General features: G+C 55.5%; 16 protein-coding genes. 8 read left to right on the top strand and 8 right to left on the bottom strand.

The genetic code is table 11. The features are described from left to right. Positions 1-16: 16 nt before the first annotated feature. The 3 genes from RGV59_RS04895 to RGV59_RS04885 all read left to right on the top strand — a co-directional run bounded on the left by RGV59_RS04895 (position 17) and on the right by RGV59_RS04885 (position 5,863). Entirely contained in the window at positions 17-3,178 is a 3,162-nt protein-coding gene (locus RGV59_RS04895; RefSeq protein ID WP_003253428.1) for a CusA/CzcA family heavy metal efflux RND transporter, read from the top strand. A gap of 162 nt (positions 3,179-3,340) precedes the next feature. After that, entirely contained in the window at positions 3,341-3,664 is a 324-nt protein-coding gene (locus RGV59_RS04890) for a DUF2790 domain-containing protein (protein ID WP_003253432.1), read from the top strand. 201 nt (positions 3,665-3,865) lie between these two features. Next, positions 3,866-5,863 carry a heavy metal translocating P-type ATPase gene (locus tag RGV59_RS04885; protein ID WP_046786872.1) on the top strand — a complete coding sequence of 666 codons (1,998 nt, stop codon included), beginning with the start codon at positions 3,866-3,868 and terminating at the stop codon, positions 5,861-5,863. Positions 5,864-5,953: 90 nt separating this feature from the next. Here the strand turns inward: RGV59_RS04885 and RGV59_RS04880 are convergent, their stop codons facing one another. The 4 genes from RGV59_RS04880 to RGV59_RS04865 form a co-directional block, all read right to left on the bottom strand. Further along, the gene (locus RGV59_RS04880) at positions 5,954-6,178 is read right to left on the bottom strand and encodes a hypothetical protein (RefSeq protein WP_003253436.1); all 225 of its coding nucleotides are present in this window, start codon (positions 6,176-6,178) and stop codon (positions 5,954-5,956) included. A gap of 127 nt (positions 6,179-6,305) precedes the next feature. Beyond that, positions 6,306-7,331, bottom strand: a complete 1,026-nt coding sequence (locus RGV59_RS04875; protein ID WP_003253439.1) for a hypothetical protein — start codon at positions 7,329-7,331, stop codon at positions 6,306-6,308. Between the two features lie 298 nt (positions 7,332-7,629). Next, positions 7,630-8,937 (bottom strand): OprO/OprP family phosphate-selective porin, encoded by a 1,308-nt coding sequence (locus tag RGV59_RS04870; RefSeq protein ID WP_003253440.1) that lies wholly within the window; start codon positions 8,935-8,937, stop codon positions 7,630-7,632. A 210-nt stretch (positions 8,938-9,147) separates the two neighbouring features. Further along, a complete protein-coding gene (locus tag RGV59_RS04865) occupies positions 9,148-10,116 on the bottom strand; it encodes a LysR family transcriptional regulator (protein ID WP_003253442.1) in 969 nt (322 codons plus the stop codon). Between the two features lie 257 nt (positions 10,117-10,373). Here RGV59_RS04865 and RGV59_RS04860 point away from each other — a divergent pair, with 257 nt between their 5' ends. The 3 genes from RGV59_RS04860 to RGV59_RS04850 are packed head-to-tail and all read left to right on the top strand — an operon-like array spanning position 10,374 to position 13,190. Then, positions 10,374-10,793, top strand: a complete 420-nt coding sequence (locus RGV59_RS04860) for a GtrA family protein (protein WP_003253444.1) — start codon at positions 10,374-10,376, stop codon at positions 10,791-10,793. After that, positions 10,759-11,742 carry a glycosyltransferase family 2 protein gene (locus tag RGV59_RS04855; protein ID WP_003253446.1) on the top strand — a complete coding sequence of 328 codons (984 nt, stop codon included), beginning with the start codon at positions 10,759-10,761 and terminating at the stop codon, positions 11,740-11,742. Before RGV59_RS04860 ends, RGV59_RS04855 begins: the two co-directional genes overlap by 35 nt. After that, entirely contained in the window at positions 11,736-13,190 is a 1,455-nt protein-coding gene (locus RGV59_RS04850) for an ArnT family glycosyltransferase (protein WP_003253448.1), read from the top strand. Before RGV59_RS04855 ends, RGV59_RS04850 begins: the two co-directional genes overlap by 7 nt. A gap of 82 nt (positions 13,191-13,272) precedes the next feature. Here the strand turns inward: RGV59_RS04850 and RGV59_RS04845 are convergent, their stop codons facing one another. Continuing rightward, positions 13,273-13,494, bottom strand: coding sequence for a hypothetical protein (locus RGV59_RS04845; protein WP_003253450.1), 222 nt, complete (start codon positions 13,492-13,494; stop codon positions 13,273-13,275). Between the two features lie 266 nt (positions 13,495-13,760). On the opposite strand from RGV59_RS04845, the gene RGV59_RS04840 reads away from it, so the two are divergent. Beyond that, entirely contained in the window at positions 13,761-14,348 is a 588-nt protein-coding gene (locus tag RGV59_RS04840; protein ID WP_003253452.1) for a hypothetical protein, read from the top strand. Positions 14,349-14,405: 57 nt separating this feature from the next. Here RGV59_RS04840 and RGV59_RS04835 read toward each other — a convergent pair whose 3' ends face one another. Both RGV59_RS04835 and RGV59_RS04830 read right to left on the bottom strand, forming a co-directional pair. Beyond that, positions 14,406-15,824: a heavy metal sensor histidine kinase gene (locus RGV59_RS04835; RefSeq protein ID WP_009682005.1), complete on the bottom strand. Its 1,419-nt coding sequence runs from the start codon at positions 15,822-15,824 to the stop codon at positions 14,406-14,408. Next, positions 15,821-16,495 (bottom strand): heavy metal response regulator transcription factor, encoded by a 675-nt coding sequence (locus tag RGV59_RS04830; RefSeq protein ID WP_003253457.1) that lies wholly within the window; start codon positions 16,493-16,495, stop codon positions 15,821-15,823. Before RGV59_RS04830 ends, RGV59_RS04835 begins: the two co-directional genes overlap by 4 nt. Positions 16,496-17,184: 689 nt before the next feature. Between RGV59_RS04830 and RGV59_RS04825 the strand changes: the two genes are divergently transcribed. After that, positions 17,185-17,511: a DUF2790 domain-containing protein gene (locus RGV59_RS04825; protein WP_003253458.1), complete on the top strand. Its 327-nt coding sequence runs from the start codon at positions 17,185-17,187 to the stop codon at positions 17,509-17,511. A gap of 32 nt (positions 17,512-17,543) precedes the next feature. On the opposite strand, the gene RGV59_RS04820 is transcribed toward RGV59_RS04825, so the two are convergent. Then, entirely contained in the window at positions 17,544-17,894 is a 351-nt protein-coding gene (locus RGV59_RS04820) for a DUF3147 family protein (protein ID WP_003253461.1), read from the bottom strand. Positions 17,895-17,937: the final 43 nt, after the last annotated feature.

Genomic DNA, 17,937 nt, shown 5'->3' with positions numbered 1-17,937 from the left:
GACAGGATGATTTCTCATGTTTGAACGTATCATCAGATTCGCCATCGAGCAGCGCATCGTAGTAATGATCGCTGTTCTGATCATGGCGGGTATCGGTATCTACAGCTATCAAAAGCTGCCCATCGATGCGGTACCCGATATCACCAACGTTCAGGTGCAGATCAACACTGCAGCGCCTGGTTACTCGCCCTTGGAAACCGAACAACGGATCACGTTTCCAGTTGAAACGGCAATGGCCGGTCTCCCGGGCCTTCAGCAGACCCGTTCCCTGTCTCGCTCTGGCCTGTCTCAGGTCACCGTGATCTTCAAGGATGGCACTGACATCTTCTTTGCCCGCCAGTTGATCAACGAGCGGCTGCAGGTTGCGAAGGAACAGCTGCCAGAAGGTGTAGAGGCCGTCATGGGTCCGGTATCTACCGGCCTCGGCGAGATCTTCCTGTGGACCGTTGAAGCCGAAGATGGCGCGGTCAAAGAGGACGGTACGCCTTACACCCCGACCGACCTGCGCGTGATCCAAGACTGGATCATCAAGCCTCAGCTGCGCAACGTCCCGGGTGTAGCCGAGATCAATACCATCGGCGGCTATGCCAAGCAGTTCCTGGTTGCGCCAGATCCTAAGCGCCTGGCTACCTACAAGCTTACCCTCAATGACCTGGTCGCAGCGTTGGAAAGTAACAATGCCAACGTCGGCGCCGGCTACATCGAACGTAATGGTGAGCAGTTGCTCATCCGTGCGCCCGGCCAGGTAGGCAACATCGAAGACATCGCCAACATCGTGATCACCAGCGTGGATGGTGCACCGATTCGCATCAGCAGCGTTGCTGACGTCAGCATCGGTAAAGAACTCCGCACAGGTGCTGCTACTGAGAACGGCCGCGAAGTCGTGCTCGGTACCGTGTTCATGCTGATTGGTGAAAACAGCCGTACTGTGTCTCAAGCTGTCGCCGCCAAACTGGCGGACATCAACCGCACCCTGCCAAAGGGCGTGGTGGCTGTGACCGTTTACGACCGTACCAACCTGGTTGAAAAAGCCATCGCGACGGTGAAGAAGAACCTGGTAGAAGGCGCGATCTTGGTAATCGCGATTCTGTTCCTGTTCCTCGGCAACATCCGTGCAGCCCTGATCACCGCGATGGTGATTCCGCTGTCCATGCTTTTCACCTTCACAGGCATGTTCAACAACAAGGTCAGTGCCAACTTAATGAGTTTGGGGGCACTCGACTTCGGCATCATCGTCGACGGTGCCGTGGTTATTGTAGAAAACGCGATCCGTCGACTGGCTCATGCGCAGCATAAGCATGGCCGCATGCTCACCAAAACCGAACGCTTCCACGAGGTCTTTGCCGCGGCGCGAGAAGCTCGCCGGCCGCTGATCTTCGGTCAGCTGATCATCATGGTGGTGTACCTGCCGATCTTCGCCCTCACCGGCGTCGAAGGCAAAATGTTCCACCCTATGGCGTTCACCGTTGTGATGGCTCTGCTGGGCGCAATGATCCTGTCCGTTACCTTTGTTCCTGCAGCTATTGCCATGTTCGTCACTGGCAAGGTGAAGGAAGAGGAAGGCGTGGTCATGCGCACAGCTCGACTGCGCTATGAGCCGGTTCTGCAATGGGTGCTGGGACATCGGAACATCGCTTTCTCGGCCGCAGTAGCCTTGGTCGTGCTCAGTGGTGTGCTGGCAAGTCGTATGGGTAGCGAGTTCATCCCAAGCCTCAGTGAGGGTGACTTTGCGATGCAGGCCATGCGTGTGCCTGGAACGAGCCTCACTCAGTCCGTCGAGATGCAGCAGCGTCTGGAGAAAGCGGTAATAGCGCAGGTGCCTGAAGTCGAGCGGATGTTCGCACGCTCGGGTACCGCGGAAATTGCATCTGACCCGATGCCACCGAACGCCTCCGACGCCTACATCATGCTCAAGCCTCAGGATCAGTGGCCTAACCCCAAGAAGCCTCGCGATGAGCTGATTGCTGAGGTGCAGAAGGCCGCAGCGGGTGTTCCAGGAAGCAACTACGAGTTGTCGCAGCCAATCCAACTGCGTTTCAACGAGCTGATTTCGGGCGTGCGTAGTGATGTCGCTGTGAAGGTCTTCGGCGATGACATGGACGTGCTCAACAACACCGCCAACAAGATCGCGGCAGCGCTCAAAGCGGTACCGGGCTCGTCGGAAGTGAAAGTTGAGCAGACATCCGGCCTGCCGGTGCTGACAATCAACATCGACCGCGAGAAAGCAGCACGCTACGGCCTGAACATCGCGGATGTTCAGAACTCGATCGCTATCGCCGTGGGTGGTCGCCAGGCCGGCACGCTGTATGAGGGCGACCGTCGGTTCGACATGGTAGTGCGCCTGCCTGAGACCGTTCGCACCGACGTAGCGGGGATGTCCAGTTTGCTGATTCCGGTGCCTGCCAATGCGGCTCAGGGTGCCAACCAGATCGGTTTCATCCCGCTGTCGCAGGTCGCTAATCTGGACCTGCAACTGGGCCCGAACCAAATCAGCCGCGAGAACGGCAAGCGTCTGGTAATCGTCAGTGCCAACGTTCGAGGCCGTGACCTGGGATCCTTCGTTGAGGAGGCGACCGCTTCGCTGGATCAGAAGGTGCAAATCCCTGCGGGCTACTGGACGACTTGGGGTGGCCAGTTCGAGCAGCTGCAGTCGGCTGCCAAACGGCTGCAGATCGTTGTTCCAGTCGCCTTGCTGCTGGTCATGACCTTGTTGTTCCTGATGTTCAACAACCTGAAGGACGGCATGCTGGTCTTCACCGGTATTCCATTCGCACTCACCGGTGGTGTTGTGGCGTTGTGGTTGCGGGACATCCCACTGTCGATCTCGGCAGGTGTCGGCTTCATTGCACTGTCCGGCGTTGCAGTACTGAACGGCCTGGTGATGATTGCCTTCATCCGCGGGCTAAGGGAGGAAGGGCGAACGCTCAGGCAGGCAGTCGATGAAGGTGCATTAACCCGTCTGCGACCTGTTCTGATGACTGCCTTGGTAGCTTCCCTGGGCTTCATCCCGATGGCTTTGGCCACCGGTACCGGTGCAGAAGTTCAGCGGCCACTGGCGACTGTGGTGATTGGCGGGATCCTGTCCTCCACCGCATTGACCTTGTTGGTACTGCCTGCCCTGTATTACTGGGCACACCGCAAGGATGAAGACGGCGACGAGGCCGAAGTGGTTAGCTAACAGGCTCCGCTAAAGAGAAGCCCACAACACGTGTTGTGGGCTTTTTTGTTTAAAGTGAAGTAGATGCACTTACCTTTCAAAATTGTAAGTTTCTCGTCATGCCGGTGATGCCTATGCATTGCTAAGGTTACGCCCGAGAAGTTTTGAAATTGAGAGGGTTTTATGAAAAAGCTAATTATCGCTGCTGCACTTGTTGTTTTCTCGGTGGCTTCGCAGGCCAACACTTTTTCCGAGAGCAAGCAGCTGCAATACACCAAGGAGCACCAGACCGCAGTGGCCAAGTACGCGGAGAAAAATGGCAAGCCAATGCCAGAGATTCAGGATTACAAATATGGCATGAAGATAGACGTTGCTAAGTTCGTACGTCAGTCGCAGGACCCACGTACCTGCCAGGTCTACCCACGGTTGATGACCTTCGAGGACTCCCAGGGCACGCTCAAGACTGTTCGTTACTCGATGTATTCGCAATGCATCAACAACAAGTAGTAAACGATTTGAACAGAACAATTAGAGAATTCATAAATGCCAGGCAGTGCCTGGCATTTTTTATTACGCCCGATGCCCCATGGTTTTGACATGTTAACGCCTGGGCCGGGGCAAACCGTGCAATAGGTCTTAGCTAACCAACCGCGACGGCTCCCAACTGCAGAGGGCAATTGGAAGCCTTGACCCCAGAAGGGACGAGTTATGAAGAGTTTGCTTGAACGCCCTGATGACCAAGCTGGGCATGAAGGTCATAGCCATGAGCATGGCGGCATTTTTGGCATGAACACGGAGCTGTTTTTCGCGCTGATCTGTGGTGCTCTCCTGGGTGCCGGAGCCCTCGCAGGAAAACTTGGGCTGATTGATCGACTTCCCCTTATTCTGTACGTGTCGGCCTATGTGTTCGGTGGATGGTTCACCACCAAGGAAGCGATCAGCAACATCCGCCAGAAACGCTTCGAGATCGATTCGCTGATGCTTCTCGCCGCAGCCGGTGCCGCGAGCATTGGCGCCTGGGCGGAGGGGGCTCTGCTGCTGTTCCTGTTCAGTCTGGGGCATTCCCTTGAAAGCTACGCGATGGGGCGGGCCAAGAAAGCGATTGAGGCACTGTCCAAGCTCGCACCAGCCACCGCGATCGTACGCAGAGCAAATGGCACGTTGGAAATGCCTGTGGAGCTGCTGGTTCCCGGTGACGTTGTCATCGTGCGCCCCAATGACCGCCTACCGGCCGATGGTTTTGTTGTAGTGGGCTCCTCAAGTATCAACCAGGCGCCAGTAACCGGTGAGAGCGTCCCCGTGGACAAGCAACCTGTCCCTGATGCCGAACTCGCACGCAGCAAGCCAGATGCAGTGGATGCAGCCTCGAAAGTCTTCGCCGGTACCATCAATGGCGAAACGCTCATCGAGGTTGAGGTAACACGGCGCTCTACGGAAAGTACCCTGGCGCGGGTCATCAAGATGGTCAGTGAAGCCGAAGTCAGGAAGTCACCGACCCAGCGATTCACGGACCGCTTCCAACGCATATTCGTCCCGTTGGTTTTGCTGCTGGTAGTCGGGCTGCTATTTGCCGGCATTTTCCTTGATGAGCCGTTCCGTGACTCGTTCTACCGGGCGATGGCCGTACTGGTTGCAGCCAGCCCCTGCGCGCTGGCGATCGCAACACCAAGCGCCATTCTATCTGGCATCGCCAGGGCAGCCCGAGGTGGCGTGCTGATCAAGGGCGGTGCACCGCTTGAAGAGCTCGGCTCCTTGAATGCCATGGCATTCGACAAGACCGGTACCCTGACCGAAGGGCGCCCACGCATCACCGATGTAATACCGGTAGGCGGCACGCAGATCGAGGATCTACTAAACGTCGCCATCGCTGTGGAGTCGATGAGCGACCATCCGCTGGCTGCGGCAATTGTGCGTGACGGTGAAGAGATGATTGGCACACGGCGCCGATTGCAAGCCAAGAACATGAGCAACATGATTGGCCGCGGCGTACGTGCCGAGCTTGATGGGCAGTTCGTCTGGATTGGCAAGGTCGAGATGTTCGGTACCAATGGTATTCCCGCACTGAGCAAGGCAGCCTTGGAGGCTGCGGAGCGTCTGCGTCAGTCGGGCCGCACAACCATGGTGGTACGTCGCGCTGACAAGGATCTGGGCGCTATCGGGCTATTGGACACACCCCGAGAGGGTGCCAAAGAGGCACTCCAGAAACTCAGAGAGATGGGCATCGACCGCATGGTCATGATTTCTGGGGACCACAACCGCGTTGCAGAGGCGGTAGCCAAACAAGTTGGCTTAGATGAGGCGTGGGGAGACCTAATGCCGGAAGACAAGGTCAAGGCCATCAAGAACCTGCGCCTCAGCGCCAGGGTGGCCATGGTGGGTGACGGCGTGAATGATGCCCCTGCCATGGCCAATTCGAGCGTTGGCATCGCAATGGGGGCTGCCGGATCTGATGTCGCCCTGGAAACGGCTGATATCGCGCTTATGGCTGACGACATCAGGCAACTCCCATTTGCGGTGGGGCTGAGCCGTCACACGCGATCGATCATCCGCCAGAACCTGTTCGTCAGCTTGGGGATTGTGGCCATCTTGGTTCCGTCTACCATCATGGGCTTGAGCATTGGTGCCGCCGTTGCGATCCATGAGGGCTCCACACTGCTGGTCGTCTTCAACGCCTTGCGGTTGTTGGCCTACCGCAGAAGCTCCTGATCCCTGAGCTTCAATCATGAAGCTAAGCAGGGAAATGACTTGAAGTAGAAGTACGGGTCGTGCGCGATCAGCGCACGACCCGTACTTTTCTCACTCGTCGATCCCGATGCGCTTGAGGCTTTCAAGGGCCTTCCCACACTCAGGTGAGCCGTGCCTTAAGCCGCAGGCCAACGCAGCTTTGAGACTCATGACACCGGCTACGAAACCGACTTGATTGCCGACCCCTTGTCCGTTCGCAAATCCCTGATCATACGCAATCTCCACAAGTGCATTGATCGCCGCCAGGGTGTCTTGTTTGTTGGTACTGTTCTGCATATCTACTCCGCGAGCATTCAGCTCATATCGCTCGGTTAGATGGCGGCGCCTTCAGGTTTGGGGTGAGCGAATCCCGCTCCCATAGCCAATCCCTAACGGGGGGCATAGCCCGCCACCGTAAGGAAAATCAGCTATTGAGAGCAGGTGACTCGTTTTGGTCACGCGTGCTGCTCGCCTCACCGCATTGGCACTGAGTGGGTACATCCGGATAGCCGCTGTGTTTCTCGACGAACAGCGTTTGGCAGGTGGTGCACCCATAAATCCGCGGCAGAGACTTCAGACCACCTGGCAGCACATCGCTCAAGGGCTCGTTATGCCAAGGAGCCCCGTCAAGGATCTTGGAGCGCAGGATGTTTCCCAGCCGCCAGGTGTTACTTTGTGCGCGCCAGAACCACATCGGCGCCGAAAGTGAATACTGGATGAAGGTCTCTTCCGGCTGTTTGGAGAGCATCGGAAATTTAGGGCGGGTCGATCCGGAATCGATGATAGTGAACCCCATGCCCATCTCAGCGCTCGGATGGGTCTGTTCACCGAAATAGCGGTCGTGACTCGCCGAAGCCGTAGCTTGATGATCAGTCGGCGGAAATACCCACAGATAGCACTCGCTTCGAGTCACCATTTCGACGAGCTGGCTCTGTCCCCGTATAGGGAAATCTGCAGCCAGTGCGAAGCGATCTTTCCACGTGATTTTCGGAGGCGGTGCCATACCCGCCGCAATGGCCAGCGTCGCCGTTTTCGGGACGAATCGATCGCCGAGCTCGTTCAGATCCAGATTCTTGCAAAGGGCTTTGAATGCCTTTTTACGAGTCTTCGAGGTGAAGGAGGGGTCGAGGAGCAGGCGAACCTGGTTCACGCCTATCCCTGCAGCTCGTAGTACTTCGATGACTTCTTCAGCCACGCCGACTGCTTGAAGATCGGTCAATCCCAAGCACTTTTTCGCCCGCTCAATCGTCTCGTAGAGGTTGTACTGCCTGTCGCTGTCACGGCATACCTGGATTGGCAGATTGTCTTGGGAGTCAACTTCTGGGGAGACGGAGCCAATGGCAGCGTGGAGCAACTGGTGAATGTGCTGGTGAGCGTACGGGCGACCGGAAGCCGAGAATGAGGCGTGCAGCTGAGCAGCGAGAGGTTGAAGCAGCTTTTTGGCAGACATGACTATCCCCTAATGAGCGACGTTGGGGTAGCTGCGCTTGTAGGGCCGTTAGACGCGAAGCTGGACGTCGAATCAGGTTCAATCATGAGTAGGAGTCAGGTTTGGTTTGCTTGCACGGCCACCATGCAAAACCCGACGCGGCAATCACACCAGATTCGCCGAGTTTTGGCAAGAGAGGTCATCAGGTGAGCGAGAGCAGGTAGGAGGAGGACGCTCCAAGCTCGATCACGTCAGAAACAGGGAAGCCGGAAGCACATTGAGCGCTTCCGGCTTTCTCACGTCAGACTGATGAGAGGGATCAGAAGACGTATTGCAGGCGGGTCACGATTGCATTGCCGCTGTCGTCGCCCACGGTGTTCTCGTTATTGTCAGTACGCACGTTGATGTAGTTGGCACTGAGTTTCACTGCCTCGTTGACATACCAGTTCACACCCACAGTGTGGCTCTTGGCCTTGCGCTCGTTCGATTGATCCGCTGCGGTGACCAGGTTGCCGTCTTCGACCTTGATATCGTCAAAGCGGTAGAAAACTTCCCAGGCCCCCAGTTCCTTGTTCTCTGGTTTGATAGTGTCGAACTTGGCACCGTCGAGCTTGTAGATACGCGGCTCGCCGGTCAGGGTGTAAGCCATCTGGGCGTAGTAACCAGAGGCCTTCATGTCGCTGTTGGCCTGGTCAGCTTTCAGCTTGCGGCGAAGGTATTCCGCTTGCACCGAGAACGGGCCGGTGGCCCAGGCACCTTCGAGACCCCAGACCGAATCGTCCTTCCACAGGCCATCTTGTGCGGCGGCACCGCCAAACAGCATGCGGTTGCCGTTGGTGCCGGCATCGCCGCCGCCATTGGTATCTACACCGCGAACGCCAAGACGCGAACGAATCCGGGTATCGACCGCACTGTTTTTGAGGTCGCGGTAAGCGTACTGAGCACCGACGTGCAGGACGTTGCCATCACTGTGCAGCGGTGCGAACACGGCACGTGCGTTGTAGCGCTTGGTGCTGTCGCCATCCGAGTTGTTGTTGGTTTCGCTGAAAACGCTACCGGAGACATAAGCCATGTCAGCGATGGTGCTGGTGGCTTGAACACCCATGCCGGCGTTGTCGTTGATCCAGTCCGCCAGGTCGTACGAGAGGTTCCGCTCCATGGCAGTGGTCCACTTCGAACTGGTGGCTTTCTCAAGACCGAAGTCGGTGTAGAAACGACCGAATCGCAGTTGGACGGGCTTGAAACCGGTGTAGGTCAGGCTGGCCTCGTCGAAGTAACCGTCGGAGTCGTTGCCCGTGTTGCGGGAAAGGTCGTAGTTGAGCTGATACTTCCAGTCGCGGTACAGAACGCCGCCGAGCTCAAGGTAGGCGCGACGGAAGTAGCCGGCGTCAGCGGTATCGCCATTCTTGGTGAAGACACCATCGAAACGGCCGTAGTCGGCCTGAACGCGACCGCCCAGTTTGAAACTGAATTCCTTGTCAGAAGTCGATACTTCAAGACCGCCCTTGGTCTTCAGAACGATGTCAGCTCCGTCAGTGGTTACTGTTCCGGAGAATGCTTGCGAGGAAAATGTGCCTATTATTGCGGCAGCCAACAGCTTTTCCCGCATGTTCGAAGAACGGATCATTGCTTGCCTCTCGTATGTTAAGTGCTTAGCTACCGACGTTGTATTTCGCCCTTCGTCGGCCTAAATTTATCTTGCAGATGGGAGCAGGCCACGGTTGTCACCTGCTGTAACAAGATGCCTTTGTTCTAAGCACTCTGACTAGATTGCAAGCGAATATGACAGTTGTGTTTCTGTAGTGTTAACAGGAGAGTTTGAAACCTAACAAAACTGTTACCGAACAAGCCAGTCCTTCTTATCAAAGAAGCTCTTCTTGATCAATCTACGGATTTCCAGAACGTGCGGGTTGCGGGCAAGCTTGGTTTTGATAACAAGATAGACATCTTTCTCCTCCAGATCGTCCAAAAAACCCGGCATCGGCAGAATATTCCTCTCCATCTTTCGACTATAGTCGGGCAGCACACCGATACACGCGCCTCCTACGACAAGGCCACGGGATAAGTTATAGTTCTTTACCCGAGTGGTACCGCCCTGATGCTCAGCCATTATCGATGCCCACTTTCGTGAGCCCGCCAAAATCTCTTCATCCCAAGGGATAACGAGCATGAAGTTGTGCAAATCCAGGCTCTGCACTGGAAGGGTGACGCTTCTTGAGTAGCGGCTGGAAATGAACAGCGAGTGCCCAATCCGGCCAAGCCGTTCAAACCTATACGTAGGATGGCGATCAAACGCGCCCTCATCATCTGGGCTCACGAAAGCGATACCCACATCGACTTCACACTCAGAGAGCATCTGCGTTGTGCACTCTGAATGGATTTCAAGCTGCATTTCGGCATGATCGCGCACGTAGGCGACTAGATCGCGGTTTACGATGTCGCTCAACACTGGCTCCGTGATCGCGATGGTAAGCCTGGGGACTTCCTTTTCACCGGACTTGCCAAGGCCGTCTGGGCCGAAGAGCTGGCACAGGTAATGGCTGACCCTCTCGCCAGTGCGGGTCAGGGCAAGCTTGTTGTGTTTGTATACAAACACGGGAGCACCAATGTGCTCTTCCAGTTTCTCCAAGCGTTTCCGAAGGCCTACCACTGGCACATTGAGCCCCCGGGCAGCCTGTTTGAAACTGGCACAACGTGCTGTTGCGAAAAACTCTACGGCCAGCTGATCATCAATTGGCAGATCATCCAATATGTCAGGACTGTAAGGAACAACGCTGCTTGTAAATGTTTCATTTTGTGTAACCATTGGGTCCCCCTTAATTCGGGGAATCTATCTCAATGCCACCCAGCATTTCCTTATCTTGTCAGCATTGTAATCCGCAGGTCATGCATGCGTTATCGGAAGGTTTTATTTCGAAAGCGTAATTTTCGAGCAATCTTGCTGATATTGTAGCGTGCTAGCCTAGCGCGCCAATTTCATTACTTGGCAGATCTAAATTTAGCCAATTACGCATTTACATTTGGTTCACTTTTTTTTCACCTTTGCCTCCATAGGCTTTGGGCATGGAAAATCAAACCCTACCTCTTACTACCTTACTGATTCGTTATCTGGGGATCGGCTTCATAGCAACGGGAATCCATTATGCGGTGTTCCTAGTGCTGGTTACGACAGAATTATCTACTCCATTGCTAGCCAGTATCTGTGGAGGCATGGTTGGCGCTATCGCAAGCTTTATTGGAAATAGGGCGCTCTGCTTTGTGTCAGATGGCTCTCGTAAGTTTCAGCCTGTCAGGTTTGCACTGGTCGCGTTAGCCACAAACTTCGGCAATGGCGTGGGTATGTGGTTCCTCATCAAGTCGAATCTGTCACCGCTCATCTCCCAACTTGTAGTGACCTTAAGCCTCACTGCACTTGGATTCATTGCACATCGTTTTTGGACATTCAATCATGCAGACATTACATCGCTTTCCCGAGCGCCCTGATCCCTTGTTAACCATCGTCGTCCCTTGCTTCCAGGAAGAGGAAACCATCCCCGAGTTCCACCAGCGGATCACCCGCGTCGTGAAGCGCTTACCCGTCTCCTGCGAAATCCTCTATATCGACGATGGCAGTAACGACCGAACGGCCGACATTCTTCGCCACTATCAGGATGGGTCATCTGTACGTTGTCTGTCCCTGAGTCGCAACTTCGGCAAAGAGGCTGCACTCAGCGCCGGGATAGACCATGCCCGTGGCAGTGCGCTGATCTTCATCGATGTCGACCTGCAGGACCCACCAGAGCTCATCTCGGCCATGGTGGACCACTGGCAACGCGGTTACGACGTGGTGAACATGCAACGCAACCTGAGAGTCGGTGATTCGTGGTTTAAGCGCATGAGTGCCCGGGCTTACTACTGGGTCATGCAGCGCCTGGTGGAGAAGGTGGACATGCCGGCCGATGTCAGCGATTTCCGATTGATTGGGCCTGCGCCGCTGGCAGCACTGCGGGCGCTGGACGAACGCTCCAGGATTCTCAAAGGCATGATCGGCTGGGTAGGCTTCCGTACCATCGAGCTGCCCTACAATCGCACCGTTCGCCATGCCGGCAGCACCAAGTGGAATGCAGCTGGCCTGTTCAATCTGGCCATCGAAAGCATCGTCAGCTTCTCTCGCAAACCGCTGCGCATTTTCAGCCTCATCAGTTTCGGTCTTTTCGTCTCCAGCATCTGCTACATGCTTGCGTCGCTTGTGGCAGGAAGTTTCGACATCCATCACCTGATCGTCGGAATGGCTTCATTCATGTGCGTCGGTGTCGCCATGGTGGGGGAGTACCTGGGCGTGACACTCGCGGAAGTGAAGCGCCGGCCTCTCTATTTCCTGAAGCACAGCAGCAAGGCGGATCCCGTGTCACTCCACCCTTCGATGGCCTCGATCGAGGGTAAGAAATGCTGAGCCTGAAAAACGAGCGGACGCTGTGGTGGATCCTGGGTTCGATTTTGCTCTTGCGTTTGGTGGGGCTGGGCATCTATCCACTGATGGACACATCGGAGGCTCGCTACGCTGAAATGGCTCGCAAGATGGTCGAGTTGAATGACTGGATCACGCCCATGTTCGACTACGGGGTACCGTTCTGGGGCAAGCCACCGTTGTCCTTCTGGACCCAGGCCGCAAGCATGACGGTCTTCGGCGTTAACGAGTTCGCTGCGCGTTTCCCGGCGTGGCTGCTGCACCTGGCAAGCTGTTTCATCATCATCAAACTCGGCACGCAGCAGATTTCCCGTAACGCCGGCATCTGGGCCGCCATTATCTTTTCCAGCACCACCCTTGGCCTAGTCTCCAGCGGTGTCGTGCTGACCGACCCTGTTTTGTCGTTCTCGATTCTGCTGGCCAGCTACGGTTTCTGGCGTTGGATGAAGTGCGCCAGCAAGGCGGATGCCTACCTGATGTTCGCAGGTCTCGGGCTGGGCTTGCTTGCCAAAGGCCCTCTGACCCTAGTGCTTATGGGGGCGCCGGCATTCGCCTGGTTCGTTATCTACAAGGAATGGGGACGGGTACTGAGGCTTCCCTGGATCAGCGGCCTTGTACTCATGTTCGGTATATCCGTGCCTTGGTATGTCGCGGCCGAGATGAAAACGCCCGGCTTCATGGAGTACTTCTTCGTTGGTGAGCACTGGAGCCGCTACGTCGTCAGTAACTGGGCGGGCGACCTATACGGCAGTGCTCATGCCAAGCCATATGGCACCATCTGGATCCAGCTCGGACTGTCGCTACTGCCGTGGGCCTTTTTCTTACCATTACTGATCCGCAAGCGTGAATCAATGCAGCGCTTCGAGGCTTACCTCTGGCTGTGGGCCTTGGCGACACCGGTCTTCTTCACATTTGCAGGCAACATTCTGTGGACCTACCTGCTACCTGCGCTGCCAGCCTGGGCATTGCTGCTATCCGGACGGATCAGCGATGTTGGCCCGAAGACTACATGGGCTGCCGCGGCGAGTGCATTGGTGTTACCAATCATCGGTGCGGGCATCATCTACGCCGGGGTACTTGAGGAGCGACCTCAGAATCAGCGAGATGTGGTTCAAGCCTGGCTCAATGTGCAGTCTGCTCATTCCGCTCCCCTGATCTATCCTGGCCGCCGCTCATACTCGTCGGAGTTTTACAGCAGCGGAAAGTCCGAGAACATCAAGGATCCTGCCAAGTGGCCGCAGGATGGCTCGTTCTATCTGTCCAGGCGCTTGCGAGACAGCAAGGATGGTCTGCCCGCTGATCTAGCATGTACAGCGATCACCGAAGCGAACGCCAGCCAGCTCATGCTGTGCCATTGGAAACGTACCGTACAAGGTGCCGAGGGTCTGGCTGGAGAAAGCAATGCGGAAACGCCTCGCAAGAACGAAGGCTAAATTCCAAGCACAAAAAAGCCAGGTTTTATCCTGGCTTTTTTGTCGATTTCTTTCGTCATTTGAAGTCCTATTTAACCGCCGATTAATTGTCGGCTTGTTCCTTACCATCCTTGCTTTCTTTCTTTTGCTCTTGAGCGACTTGTTGTTTGTTCTGGTCCGAAGAGTCATCGCTCCATAGGCGAGCCTGTTCGGTTCGGAAGTTTTCATTGAACTGTTTCGCTCGCTCGAAGCCACCTTCAGCGTAAGCGGTACCCATGAGACCCAGCAGCAGGCTGCCAATAGCGATAGATTTGACAAATTTCATTGTGAACCTCGGTTCATACTAGGCCTGCCTGATTAGCGGCCTTTGTTGGTTTGTAGTTTAGGAACGCGAAGCTAACGACAAGGTGAGTCAATAATTACAATTCCGTAATTTTGGCGGCAGGCAGGATGCGTTAAATCCTCAAATCTGGAAGGATCATGTCTATCTCGGCACTGTCGAGGGCGACTAAGAATTTTCTCTTAAATTACAATTTTGATATCTAGCGCGTTAATTCAGCGCGGCGTTGTTGGCCGCCCTAGGAGATAGCCATGAATGACATAGAGCCCTGGGCAGTTGCTATCGGTGACTTTCGCCGCTGCACTGAAAAACTCACTGTCCAGCTCGATGAGCTGACCTCGCAGACGCGGACCTCCAGCGCTGTTCTGGAGAGGTCGAACGAACTGGTGGAGCAGGTGGACGCTGTCGGCCGGCAGATTCAGGAGGAGGTGCGAAAGGCGGAGAAGGCTTGGTCGAACGCGGAGGAGGTTGCCTTGCGCGCCGCTGCATCAGCGTATTCAGCTGCATGCCGCGGAGTCGACACCGCCATCCAGCCACTGATCTCGGAGCTTACAGCAGCGACAAAGGCGGCGGACGCCTCTATCCAGGAGCTCAAGCGGGCACCGGTGCTGGCCAAGCGTTATGTGATGGTGGTCGCCACGTCGTTCTTCATTCTGGCGCTGATCTGTGTCTACTCGACCATGCGCCTGATCGATGCCGCCGGCAGCGTAAGTGCTCAAGAGAAAGTGAATGCTCAGTACTTCTCACACCTGTGGAAGAACGCCAATCCTGACGAGCAGAAGATCATCAAGTCGGTGATTCTGCGGTCGCCTATGGACCCTGTGGTCCTCCGGCACTGATGCATTGAGCAAACAAAAAGGCCCGTCGATGGACGGGCCTAATCATGTCTGCGCGGTTTAAGCGGCGGTCATTGCTGGCTGCAGTTGCTGGGCTGCGGGAAAGTGAAGGTGGAACCAGGTGAAGTTTTCTTCGGTCACCTCCACGCTCGCCGACCCTTGGTGCAGGCTCATGATCGACTGCACAATGGCCAAGCCAAGACCGGTACCGCCTTCGCTCCGTGCTCGGCTCTTGTCCACACGGTAGAACCGCTCAAATAAGTGCGCATGGTGTTCCTTGGCAATACCGCGGCCGGGGTTGCCGACACTCAAGGTCGTACCGCTCGCACTATGCTGCACCTTCACGTAGACCGTGCGGCCGCGAGGGCAGTAGCGGATCGCGTTCGACACGAGGTTTGAGACGGCCCGTTGAACCATCAGGCGGTTCCCGCGTACCACATCATCACTCCCAGAAATCTGCAGCTGGATCTCGCCTTCCTCTGCCGAAATGCTGAAGAGGTCGCATACGCGCTGAACCTCGTCGACCAGGGACACCGGTTCGAACTCCACCATGGACGCAGGGTGACTGACCTGGGCCAAGAACAGCATGTCGGAAACCATGCGGCTCATGCGGTCCAACTCTTCTGTGCACGACTCTAGAACCTCCCGGTACTCGGAAAGCGATCTTTCTCTGGTCAAGGCAACCTGGGCCTTGCCCATCAGGTTGGAAAGCGGTGCTCGAAGTTCGTGGGCAAGGTCGTCAGAGAACTGCGAGAGCTGCTGAACGCCATCATCCAGGCGAGCCAGCATGATGTTGATGCCGTCGGCGAGCTTCTTGAGTTCTGCCGGCATCCCATCAGTCGGAAGACGATGGTCGAGGCTCTCCGTTGAGATCTTTGACGCCACCTTGAGGAATTTGGTCAGCGGCAGCAGGCCTCTGCGCACGGTCCACCAGCCAATGGCCAAGATCAGTGCGAGGATGACGGGGGACATCATCAAGGCCCAAGTCAGCAACGCATCAAGCAGTGCCTCACTGGATGACTGGTCCATGGTCATATAGACGCTGACCTCTGTTCCATCGCCCAAGCGCATGATCCGAGAAGCACTCAGCAGAGGACGGTCCTGCGTATCACGCCATTCATGCTCTTTAGGCTGGGCCGCCGGCTGAAACTTGTGCACCTCCAGATTGACCTGTTTCGAGCCAATCGAGAGCAGAGGAGTCTGATTCTGTGAGGTATCGAATATGCTCACATACAGGTTGTTGTGGCCCATGACCAAATCGACAAGCTGATGTGCATCTGCGTTGACGCCGGAGATATCCGGGATGGTGGACAGGTTGTGAGCCATCCCCGCCATCTTTACTTCCAGGTCCGCTCGGGCATTTCTTTCCAGAGCCTTACCTACCATCAGATAGCCAAAGGTGGCGAACAGAAGCAGCAACGCTGCGCTCATCAACCCAACTTTTAACCCCAGCTTTGCAGCCAGGCTGAATGGCCTCATGCGCGTTCCTCAAAAACGTACCCAACGCCACGAAGCGTGTGAATGAGCTTGGTTTCAAACGGGTCATCGATCTTCGAGCGCAAGCGCCGGATGGCTACATCGATGACATTGGTGTCGCAATCGAAATTCATATCCCAGACCAACGAGATGATCTGGGAACGAGTCAGCGCTTCGCCCGTTCGGCTCATGAGCAGGTGCAGAAGCGCAAATTCCTTGGTGGTGAGATCGATGCGTGTGCCACCGCGGAAGACGCGATGGCGGACGGAGTCGAGTTCCAGATCCGCAATTTTCAGCGAGCTCTTCTCGACCAACTCATCACCACGGCGTTGCAGCGAACGGATGCGAGCAAGCAGTTCAGGGAATTCGAATGGCTTCACAAGGTAGTCATCCGCGCCGCCGTCCAAGCCCTTGAGCTTGTCATTGATGCGTCCGCGGGCGGTCAGCATGATGATGCGGACCCGGCTGGTCTTACGGATGGTTTCCAGCAGGTCCCAGCCGTCGATACCGGGGAGGTTCACGTCCAGAAGGACCAACGAATAGACATTAGTGTTGAACAAGTGCAGGGCATCTACACCGTTGTGCACGATATCTACGACATACCCGCTTTCGGATAGGCCCTGCTGAAGATATTCGGCAGTTTTAATTTCGTCTTCCACAACTAGAACGCGCATAACTTATCTCAAGGTGTGAGGAAGGAGTTGGCCTAATCCGCCAAGATTATGGTTGCAGGCTGTTCGAAAGATAGGCTGAGGGTATGGCATGTGGTAGTCGCTACCTCTGTCCATACGCCGGGTCACCTGAGGACGCTTGAATCTTAACGCGAAGAAGCTGGCCGCGGCGAAATCCTACAAATTTGTAATGTAGCCGCAAGATTTCTGACAGTCATGCAGGCTCCAGCTCTGAGCTTAGCGGATTCTGGGGTCTGCGACGGTGTATGACAGCTTCGCCTGACAGGCGGAATCGGCCATGACAGGCAGTATTTCGGTCGCCAGCTTGCAGAGACTGGCGCTGGCCTTGCATCGAGTGCGCCACGCAGGCAGTCCCCATGCACGGCCGCGAACTGCTACGCCTTTCTGCGAATTAGTTCACTTGGTGGCTCAGTAGTCTCCCGAATAATTACCTTACAATCTATTACATGTCCAAATTGTAATTGCGCGATCATCTTGGTGTTAGCCTCCTTTGCTAGTTTAAGGGCAGCGGAAGAGGCATCGCTGCTTTGGAAATTGTCTCATTTCAAAGCAGCTTGGCAAGAGCAGCGGGCAGTTGTTCTCGTCAATGCATTCACCTGTAAACCATACGCTCCTTTGGTAGGTGAATTTTAGCGCCCCCCTACGGGCGCTTTTTTATTAAGGGACTTCTTATGAACACTACTGTATCAGCGATCGCCGTGTTTATGCTCTTCACATCACTAACAGCCAATGCACAAAGCGGTATGGAAATAAACCAACGCATTGAGCGTTCTGCTAGAGAGGCTACTGCGGATTATGCTCAGCGCGTAAAAAAGCCCATGCCTCAACTTGAAGACTATGCCTACGGTATGGACCTTGACGTTGGTAAGTTGGTGTATGTATCACCCAGCGTGCGGTACTGCGGTAATGTAAGAAGTATGATGACCTACGAAGACTCGAAAGGCGAGCTGCACATGGTTCGCTACCTGGTGAAGGGCGAGTGTATTAACAGCCGTTAAGGCTCATCAAGATGATGTCTGCGGTCGCCGGATCATAGAAGCTCAATGCCGAACCGGCGCAGCAGTACGGCGAAACATCCGAAACTGGCCATTGTGATGAGGATGCTGCTGATAAGGGTCGGCCAGAAGCCGAGCTTAGGTAGCAGCAACGGGAACGCGATAAACATCGGCAGTGTAGGAAGCACGTACCAGAACGTGTACCAAGCATGATTGGAGATCTTCTCCATGCTCTGGTTCTCCAAATAGAGCCAGACCAGCGTCAAGACAGTGACCAGGGGTAGGGCGGCGACCAGGCCGCCCAGCTTGTCACTGCGTTTCGCCAGCTCTGATACGAGAATCACTATTCCGGCAGTGAGTAGGTACTTCGTGATGATCCAAGCCATCGCTGAACCTTCTGGGGATTGTGGACGGGGGAGGTGAAGCCAT

This window comes from Pseudomonas sp. FG1 (genome assembly GCF_034313875.1).
Classification (GTDB): Bacteria; Pseudomonadota; Gammaproteobacteria; order Pseudomonadales; family Pseudomonadaceae; genus Aquipseudomonas; species Aquipseudomonas veronii.
This window is presented reverse-complemented; position numbering and strand designations above follow the sequence as displayed.